At 60.5% G+C, this 8987-nt stretch carries 11 protein-coding genes; 9 read left to right on the top strand and 2 right to left on the bottom strand.

Annotated elements, in window-relative coordinates:
* Window positions 1-27: 27 nt before the first annotated feature.
* Entirely contained in the window at window positions 28-411 is a 384-nt protein-coding gene (locus B9Z51_RS13110; protein ID WP_108375994.1) for a hypothetical protein, read from the bottom strand.
* Between the two features lie 125 nt (window positions 412-536).
* Between B9Z51_RS13110 and B9Z51_RS13105 the strand changes: the two genes are divergently transcribed.
* Complete coding sequence (locus B9Z51_RS13105) at window positions 537-1526, top strand: 2-hydroxyacid dehydrogenase (protein ID WP_108375428.1); 990 nt, start codon at window positions 537-539, stop codon at window positions 1524-1526.
* A 242-nt stretch (window positions 1527-1768) separates the two neighbouring features.
* The gene (locus tag B9Z51_RS18280; protein ID WP_146187765.1) at window positions 1769-2047 is read left to right on the top strand and encodes a hypothetical protein; all 279 of its coding nucleotides are present in this window, start codon (window positions 1769-1771) and stop codon (window positions 2045-2047) included.
* Window positions 2048-2081: 34 nt separating this feature from the next.
* Here the strand turns inward: B9Z51_RS18280 and B9Z51_RS13100 are convergent, their stop codons facing one another.
* Entirely contained in the window at window positions 2082-3137 is a 1056-nt protein-coding gene (locus B9Z51_RS13100; RefSeq protein WP_108375426.1) for a LacI family DNA-binding transcriptional regulator, read from the bottom strand.
* A gap of 182 nt (window positions 3138-3319) precedes the next feature.
* On the opposite strand from B9Z51_RS13100, the gene B9Z51_RS13095 reads away from it, so the two are divergent.
* The 7 genes from B9Z51_RS13095 to B9Z51_RS13065 all read left to right on the top strand — a co-directional run bounded on the left by B9Z51_RS13095 (window position 3320) and on the right by B9Z51_RS13065 (window position 8964).
* On the top strand, window positions 3320-4288 hold the full coding sequence (locus B9Z51_RS13095; RefSeq protein ID WP_369959356.1) for a 2-hydroxyacid dehydrogenase: 969 nt from the start codon (window positions 3320-3322) through the stop codon (window positions 4286-4288).
* Between the two features lie 16 nt (window positions 4289-4304).
* Window positions 4305-4841, top strand: a complete 537-nt coding sequence (locus B9Z51_RS13090; RefSeq protein WP_108375424.1) for a gluconokinase — start codon at window positions 4305-4307, stop codon at window positions 4839-4841.
* Window positions 4842-4859: 18 nt separating this feature from the next.
* Entirely contained in the window at window positions 4860-5198 is a 339-nt protein-coding gene (locus B9Z51_RS13085; protein WP_108286462.1) for a hypothetical protein, read from the top strand.
* Between the two features lie 49 nt (window positions 5199-5247).
* Entirely contained in the window at window positions 5248-6222 is a 975-nt protein-coding gene (locus B9Z51_RS13080; protein ID WP_108375422.1) for a TRAP transporter substrate-binding protein, read from the top strand.
* Window positions 6223-6288: 66 nt separating this feature from the next.
* Window positions 6289-7056 carry an SDR family oxidoreductase gene (locus B9Z51_RS13075; protein ID WP_108375420.1) on the top strand — a complete coding sequence of 256 codons (768 nt, stop codon included), beginning with the start codon at window positions 6289-6291 and terminating at the stop codon, window positions 7054-7056.
* 75 nt (window positions 7057-7131) lie between these two features.
* On the top strand, window positions 7132-7671 hold the full coding sequence (locus B9Z51_RS13070) for a TRAP transporter small permease (protein ID WP_199227537.1): 540 nt from the start codon (window positions 7132-7134) through the stop codon (window positions 7669-7671).
* Between the two features lie 15 nt (window positions 7672-7686).
* Complete coding sequence (locus B9Z51_RS13065; RefSeq protein ID WP_108375418.1) at window positions 7687-8964, top strand: TRAP transporter large permease; 1278 nt, start codon at window positions 7687-7689, stop codon at window positions 8962-8964.
* Window positions 8965-8987: the final 23 nt, after the last annotated feature.

Raw genomic sequence — 8987 nt, 5'->3', positions numbered from 1 at the left:
GCTGAGACCCCCTTGGGAATCAAATGTTCAGTCCCGCACGAACAAGGTCACGAGCGGGTCGGGGCCGACCTGGCGGCTCCAGTGGCCGTGGACTTGCGGGTCAAAGGTGGCACCTTCGGGCAGGGTGTCGTTGGAATAAAAGAACTCACCGGGGCCAAAGATGCGCGAGCTGCCGTCTTGCAAAAAGATTTCCATCTGCCCGCCCAACACGAAAAGCCATTGCGAATGGCCCGTGCAGTGGAAGCTGCTTTGAAAGCCCACCGGGCTTTGGCGCAATTGGTAACCGCCGCTGGGCATCAAGGACGACAAGCGGCTTTGCGGCGTGCCTTCGTTGAGCTCAAAGCGTTCGTCGCGAAAGCTTGCGCGACCATCGGTGTCGGTGAAAAGGATGACTTTTTTCAGTGGGTTCATGGCAGCTGTTTGAGCAAAGATGAAAGGCCCGATTGTCGCCGAGTCAACAGGCATTTTGGTCGCTTCTGGCATAGTGGCGCCCAATCCAGGCCTTGACCTGCCGCTCACCAACAACTCGAGACACCATGCGCAACTCCCCGTTGAAAATCGTCTTCCACGGCCAGAACGCGGCCAATTTCCGCCAGGGTTTTGAAAGCCTGATCGCGCCGCAACACCAGGTGCTGGACCTGAGTGATGCACTCGACCAAACCGGTGAACTCGCGCACTACGAAAGTGCCGATGTGGTCATCGGCATCAAACTGAATGCGGACATGCCCCAGCCTCTGAAGGCCCGGTTGTTTCATGCCCCGGCTGCGGGCACCGATGCGGTCAACACCGCGCTCTTGCCCGCGCAGTGCACGCTGGCCAATTGTTTTGGCCATGAAAACGCGATTGCCGAGTACGTGATCGCCGCCCTGCTCATGCGCCATGTGCCACTGGCGCGAGCCGACCAGGATTTGCGCCAGCAACGCTGGACCTATTGGGCCGGGCGCCCCACGGCTTTGCGCACCGAGTTGGGTTCACAGACTTTGGGCCTGGTGGGTTTTGGCCACATCGCCCAGACGGTCGCCCAACGCGCCAAGGCCATGGGCATGCGGGTGCATGTGGCCAACCGCAGCCCCATCACACACCCACTGGTGGACCGCAGCTGGACGCTCGATGGTCTGCACGTTTTCATGGGCTCTTGCGATGCGGTGGTGGTGAGCCTGCCTTTGACAGCCAACACACAAGGCCTGGTGGACGCCAAAGCCATCGCTGCCATGCGGCCGGATGCGTTGCTGATGAATGTGGGACGCGGCGCGGTGATCGATGAGAAAGCTTTGTACGACGCGTTGAAGACTCGCCAGATTGGTGGCGCGGTGATCGACACCTGGTACCAGTACCCCACGCCCACGCAGCCCGAATGCGCGCCTTCGCAGTTTGATTTCGCGTCTCTGGACAACGTACTCATGACACCCCATATGTCAGGCTGGACAGCAGGCACGGTGCGCCGCCGTCAGGAGACATTGGCCGAAAACATCGGTCGTTTGAGCCGGGGCGAGGCGCTGATCAACGTACTGCACGGGCCTCAGTAAATTTTGGAACCAAGTCGGACTCTTCGAGTGCCGACCTACAAGGTCACGGATTTCGTAGGTCGGTGGTCGAAGACCCCGACATGTGCTGATACACCGACTTCGGCGTGACGCACAGCAATGGCATGCGCACCACGTCGGACTCTTCGAGTGCCGACCTGCGAGGTCACGGATTTCGTAGGTCGGTGGTCGAAGACCCCGACATGTGCTGATACACCGACTTCGGCGTGACGCACAGCAATGGCATGCGCACCACGTCGGACTCTTCGAGTGCCGACCTACAAGGTCACGAATTTCGTAGGTCGGTGGTCGAAGACCCCGACAGATGCGGACACACCGACTTCGGCGTGACGCACAGCACGGGCACGCACGTCACGTCGGACTCTTCGAGTGCCGACCTGCGAGGTCGCGGATTTTGTAGGTCGGTGGTCGAAGACCTCGACATGTGCTGGCACACCGCCATCGGCGTGACGCACAGCACGGGCATGCGCACCACGTCGGACTCATTGAGTGCCGACCTATAAGGTCGCAGGTCACTGATACGCACATCCAAGCATTTCAGGTGCTTTGTCGCTGCACGATTTCAAAGCCCAGGTCCAATTGCGGTGCGGCAGGCGCTTCACCTCGCATCAGGCTCAGCAACATGTGGGCTGCCGCCTCACCAATTTGGGCGCGGGGGGTGCGCACGGTGGTGAGCGTTGGCAGCATTTGGTCACTTCCGGTCAGGTCGTTGAAACCGGCGATGGCCACTTGCGAAGGCACGCCAATACCCAAGCGCAGTGCGGCCATCAGGGCACCTTGCGCCAAGTCATCGTTGCAAAAAAAGATCGCGTCCACAGCGGGGCGCTGCTGCATGATTTGCTCAAACAAAACACCCCCCAAGGCCAGCGATGAAGGTGCGGGGTTCAAAAATTCCAACGTGGGTTCATAAACGCCCGCCTCTTGCAAGGCGCTGCGCCAGCCGTACAGGCGTTGCATGACACGCGGGTCCAACTGCGCGGCGGCAAACGCGATGCGCTTGCGCCCGGTCTGCAACAAATGCCGCGTCATCGCGGCCCCCGCATCGGTCTGGCGGAAACCCACGCAATAAGGTGCGGCATCCCGATCCGCAGCAGGCAAATCCATCAGGTGCACACAGGGCACTTGACTGCTCTCCATGAGCTTGCGTGTGACGGGGTTGTGGTCCAGCCCCGTCACCAGCAAACCCGCTGGACGGTGCAACAGTTGTTCGCGCAGCAGTTGTTCTTCTTCGCTGGCGTCGTAATGGGTCACGCCCATCAGCGTTTGAAAGCCTGCGGCGCGAAGCGTCTTTTGCGCTGCGTCAAGCAGGTCCACAAACAGGGCATTGGACAAGAGAGGAATCAGGATCGCGACGTGGTCACTGCGCTGCGAAGCCAATGCACGGGCAGCCGGGTCGGGCACATAGCCCAGCTTGCTGGAGACCACTTGCACGCGCTCGATCAGGGCTGGGTCCACCGCCCTTTCACCGCGCAGCGCCCGCGACACGGTGCTGGGGCTGACTCCAGCCGCACGGGCCACATCACTCAAGGTGATGCGACCTGTAGCGCGCAGGCTTTTGACGGCCTTGGAGGATGACGATGTGGCGTTGGACAAGGGTTAATCCGGAGAAGAATTCAATTCAGCAGCCGATAGGATAGCGCTGTCCCAATATTTTGGACGAAGATTCTGAGAAATCGTGGAAAACCCCGATTCTCTTTAAAAAATTGAATTTTTTCGTTCACGCTTTTTTTTGATTGGTTTGGACAGCGCTGTCCAAAATCTGTTTTTTGACTGGAGTGATTGACGTGCTCAAACCCGATGTGCTGGCTGTGGCCAAGCTCCATCCCTTCTACCAACAAGCGCTGGAGTCGGTCTACACCGTGCACGACCGCACCCACATCACCGACCCGGCCGCATTTGCGGCGCTCGCCCCGCGCATCGTGGGCGTGGCTGGCACAGGCGAGGCCAGCGTGCCGCGCAGCCTGCTGGCGCAAGTGCCCAACGCCAAGGTGGTGTCGGTGTTTGGCGTGGGTTACGACGGCGTGGATGTGGCGGCGGCCATCGAGCACGGCATTCCCGTCACCCACACGCCCGATGTGCTGACCGACGACGTGGCCGATCTGGCCATGGGCCTGGTGCTGTCGGTGGGCCGCACCATCCCGCAAGCGGACCAGTTTGTGCGCACAGGCCAATGGCCCAACGGCCCCATCGCCTTGGGGCGCAAGGTGTCAGGCGCGCGCCTGGGCATCGTGGGCCTGGGCCGCATTGGCAAAGCCATTGCCCAGCGTGCCCGTGGTTTTGGCATGTCGATCGCCTACACCGCTCGCACCGAGAAGACCGATTCCGGTTTCAAGTTCTTTGCAACGCCAACCGAGTTGGCGGCGAACGTGGACTTTCTGGTGGTCATCACGCCCGGGGGCGCAGGCACCAAGCACCTGATCAACGCAGAGGTGCTGCAGGCCCTGGGCCCACGCGGCTTCCTGATCAACGTGGCGCGCGGCAGCGTGGTCGATGAAGAGGCGCTGATCGTGGCCCTTCAAAACGGCACCATCGCAGGCGCAGGCCTCGATGTGTTCGCCAACGAGCCGAACGTGCCCGAAGCACTTTGGTCCATGCGCAACGTGGTGCTGACACCCCACATGGCCAGCGCCACCACAGAAACACGCCAGGCCATGGCCGATCTGGCATTCGCCAACATGCAAGCGGGCACATCGGGCCACCCCCTGCGCACCCCCGTGCCCGAGTGCGCGGCGATGGTCAAGTGATCTGCGGTCAAACGTCATGAACACAACGCCCTTGCGCCTCATCGTCATGGGGGTCTCCGGTTGCGGCAAGTCGACCATGGCGGCCGCCTTGGGCGAGCGCTTGGGCCTGGAAATGGTGGACGGCGACGACCTGCACCTGCCTGAAAGCGTGGCCAAGATGCGCGCGGGCATTGCCCTGGAAGATGCCGACCGCTGGCCCTGGTTGGACCGCATTGGCGACTACCTGGCGCAAGCCGATGCACCCGGTCGCGTGGTCGCTTGTTCAGCGCTCAAGCGGGTCTACCGCGACCGCATCCGCGCGCAGGCGGGCGATGTGTGCTTTGTGTTCCTCGATGGCGAATTCGCGCTCATCGAGCAGCGCATGCGTCAGCGTGTGGGCCACTACATGCAGGCCGGTCTGCTCGACAGCCAGTTCCGCACCCTCGAAAAACCCCAGGCCGATGAGACCGATGTCATCCGCCTGCCTATCACCGGGCCGGTGCAAGACATGGTTGCTCTGGCGCTTGCCGCTTTGCAGGCCAGAGCGCCTGCTCGCCTGCACCCTGCTCACTGATTTTCAAAAGGATTCTTCATGTTCATCCGCTGTGCTTTCTTCCAAGGGAACGTCAAACCCGGCATGGAAGACGCGTTCAACCGCTACATCCGCGAAAAACTGGTGCCACTGTGGACGCGCTTTCCGGGCGCACAAGAAGTGCGCGTGCTGCGCCAAGTCGAGAGCGACGTGGCCGACCCGCACTTTGGCATGGTGCTGTCGGTGCGCTACCCCAGCCGCGAATCCATTGAGATTGCGCTGGCCTCGGCGGTGCGCATGGAAAGCCGCGAAGTTTCCAAGGATTTGATCGCCATGTTCGATGGCACCGTGTTTCACACCGTCTTCAGCGCTGACGAATACGCGCTGCCCACCGATTGAGTTTTCGACTGACCTTTTCAACCGACCCTTAGAACCAGGAGACAACACCATGAAAATTTCCCGTTTGCTTCTCGCCTGCCTGATCGCGGCCACCGGCTCGGCCGCCTTGGCAGCCAAGTTCAATCTGAAAATGGGCCACGCCGTCAACGCCACCGATGGCCAGCACGCGGCCGCCCTGAAGCTGGCCGAGCTGGTCAAGCAACGCACCAACGGCGATATCGAAATCACCGTCTTCCCGTCCAACCAACTGGGCAACGACGGCGCCATGATCAACGGCGTGCGCGGCGGCACCATCGACATCGTGTCGAGTGGCGCGTCCAACTACAACGGCCTGGTGGCCAACACCGCCGCCATGGAGCTGCCCTTTGTGTTCCGCAACGCGCAGCACGCCTACCATGTGCTGGACGGCGACATCGGCACCGGTGTGCTCAACGAATTGGCCCCCCACAACATGAAAGGCCTGGCCTACTGGGAAAACGGCTGGCGCGCCTTCACCAACAACAAGCGCCCCGTGACCAAGCCAGAAGACCTGAAGGGCCTGAAGATCCGATCTACCCCCAACCCCTACCACATCCAGGCTTTCAAGCTGCTGGGCATGAACCCCTCGCCCATGCCGATCGCCGAGCTGTACACCGCGCTCGAATCGGGCGCTTTTGACGCGCAAGAGCACCCCATCAACGTGACCTGGTCGTCCAAGTTCTACGAAGTGCAAAAGCACCTGACGGTGAGCAACCACGTGTACTCGCCCATCATCGTGGCCATGAACAAGGCCAAGTTCGACAGCCTGCCTGCCAACTACCAAAAGATCGTGGTGGACGCGGCCCGTGAAGCCGCCACCTACCAGCGCAACCTGAACGCACAAAACGCGGGCAAGGTCGTGGCGGACTTGAAGAAGTCGGGCATGCAAGTCATCGAGAACGTCGACATGGCGCCCTTCCAGAAAATCGTCTCGGCTGAAATCGCCAAGACTTTTGGCGAAAAGAATGGCACCGCCCTGCTCAACGCCATCGAAGCCACCAAGTAAGTTGTTGTCCACCGTCCCCCTCACGCCGAGGGGGACTTTTTCAAGCCGGGCGACCGGCTTTCTCGCATGAGCATTCTTGAGTCTTTTCAGCTGAACGGCCGCAGGGCCCTGGTCACCGGATCATCGGGCGGCATCGGTTTTGCCCTGGCCCGCGCCTTGGGGCAAGCAGGCGCCCACGTGGTCTTGAACGGCCGCAACGCTGCAAAACTGCAGCAAGCTGCCGCCGCCTTGCAGGCCGAAAACCTGTCCATCAGCACTTGCGCATTCGACGTCACCAACGCCGACGAGGTGCGTTCGGCCATCGACGGTCTGGAGACCCAAGGCGCGATTGACATTCTGGTCAACAACGCGGGCATGCAGATCCGTGGCCCTTTGCACGAGTTCGTCGACGACGACTGGCACACCCTGATGAAGACCAACCTGGACAGCGTGTACTTCGTCAGCAAAGCCGTGGCCCAAAAAATGATCCCGCGCGGCCAAGGCAAGATCATCAACATCTGCTCGGTGCAAAGCGAACTGGGGCGGCCCGGCATTGCGCCCTACACCGCCAGCAAAGGCGCGGTGAAGATGCTGACCAAAGGCATGGCCATCGACTGGGGGCAGTTTGGCCTGAACGTCAACGGCTTGGGCCCGGGTTACTTCAAAACCGAGCTGACCGAAAAATTGGTCAAAGACGAGGCCTTCACCGCCTGGCTGGTCGGCCGCACCCCGAGCCGCCGCTGGGGCGATGTCGAAGAGCTCGGCGGTGCCGCTGTCTTTTTGGCCAGCGAAGCGTCGCGCTTCATGAACGGCCACGTTTTGTATGTGGACGGTGGTGTCACCGCCACGCTGTGACCGAAATGATCACCTTGCAGCTTACTTTTATTCCATGATCACACACCCCTTCGATCAACACCCAAAGGCCTTCCCATGATTGACCGATTCATAGACCATCTTTGCAAGCTCATCAAAATCATCATGGTGGTCTTTCTGGCCATCATGGTCGTCCTCGTTTTTGGCAACGTGGTGCTGCGCTACGGCTTCAACTCGGGGCTGGCTGTTTCGGACGAACTCTCGCGCTGGTTGTTCGTCTGGATCACCTTCATGGGCGCGGTGGTGGCCATGCGGGAAGGTACCCACCTGGGCACCGACACCCTGATCTCGCGCCTGTCGGTGCGCGGCCAAAAAATCTGCTTTGTGATTGCCAACTTGCTGATGCTGTTTTGCTGTGCCTTGTTGGCCAAAGGCACTTGGCAGATTGTCGAAATGAACATTGCGACCAAGAGCCCGGTGATGGAGCTGTCAGAAGGTCTGTTTTACGGTTGCGGTATTTTTGCAGCCGTGATCGGTGGCGCAGTACTGCTTTACAAGATGTGGCAACTGGGCACGGGCCAGCTCAAGGACTCCGAGCTGATCGGCGTTCGCGAGTCGGAAGAAGACACCCTGGACCTGCCCACCGCACAACGATAAGCACCGGAGCTCAACATGACCATTTTCATTTTCATTGGCTCTTTGCTGGCCGCCATGGCGCTCGGTGTGCCGATTGCTTTTTCATTGCTCATTTGCGGCGTGGCCCTGATGTGGCACATGAACATTTTTGATGCGCAGATTCTCGCGCTCAACGTGATTGAGGGTGCCAACAGTTTCCCGCTCTTGGCCGTGCCTTTCTTCATGCTGGCGGGCGAAGTGATGAACACCGGCGGCCTGTCGCGCCGCATCGTCGACTTTGCGATGGCACTGGTGGGCCATATCCGAGGTGGCCTCGGCTATGTGACCATTGTGGCCGCCTGCTTGCTGTCGGCCTTGTCGGGTTCGGCTGTGGCCGATGCGGCAGCGCTCACGGCCCTGATGCTGCCCATGATGGTCAAAGCGGGGCATGACAAAGCCCGCAGCGGTGGCCTGATCGCCGCTTGCGGCGTGATCGGCCCGGTCATTCCACCCTCGATTGGCTTCGTGATTTTTGGCGTTGCCGCCAACGTGTCGATCAGCAAGCTGTTTTTGGCAGGCATCTTCCCGGGCATCTTGCTGGGTGCGGGTCTGTGGGTCACCTGGTGGTACCTCACGCGCAAAGAAGACCTGACACCGCCTCCACGCAAAACTTTTGCCGAAGTGATGTCGGCCATGCGCAGCGCTGGCTGGGCCTTGATGCTGCCACTGATCATTTTGGTGGGCTTGCGCATGGGCGTGTTCACCCCCACCGAAGCCGCTGTGGTGGCCGCGGTCTACGCCCTTTTTGTAGCCGGTGTGGTGTACCGCGAGCTCAACTGGAAGCAGCTCTACGAAGTGTTCGAGCGCGCAGCCATGACCACCGCCCTGGTGATGTTCCTGGTGGCCGCTGCCATGGTCTCGGCCTGGTTGATTGCGGTGGCCAATTTGCCCGCGCAGCTGGTTGAGATGCTGCAACCGCTGATCAACCAACCCACACTGCTGATGTTCGTCATCATGATCTTGTGCATGGTGGTCGGCACCGCCATGGACATGACCCCAACGATCCTGATCCTGACCCCCGTGCTGATGCCCATCGTCAAAGCCGCTGGCATTGACCCGGTCTACTTCGGCGTGCTGTTCATCATCAACAACTCCATCGGTCTGGTCACGCCTCCCGTGGGCACGGTGCTCAACGTGGTGGCCGGTGTGGGCCGCATGCGCATGGACGATGTGACGCGAGGTGTGCTGCCTTTCATGAGCGTGCAGTTCGTGGTCATGTTCCTGATGGTGATGTTCCCGGCGCTGGTCATGGTGCCTGCGCGCATGATGTATTGAATTCCTGATTGAAAGTTGATCCC

It is taken from the genome of Limnohabitans sp. T6-5, from assembly GCF_003063315.1.
Taxonomy (GTDB): domain Bacteria; phylum Pseudomonadota; class Gammaproteobacteria; order Burkholderiales; family Burkholderiaceae_C; genus Limnohabitans_A.
This window is presented reverse-complemented; position numbering and strand designations above follow the sequence as displayed.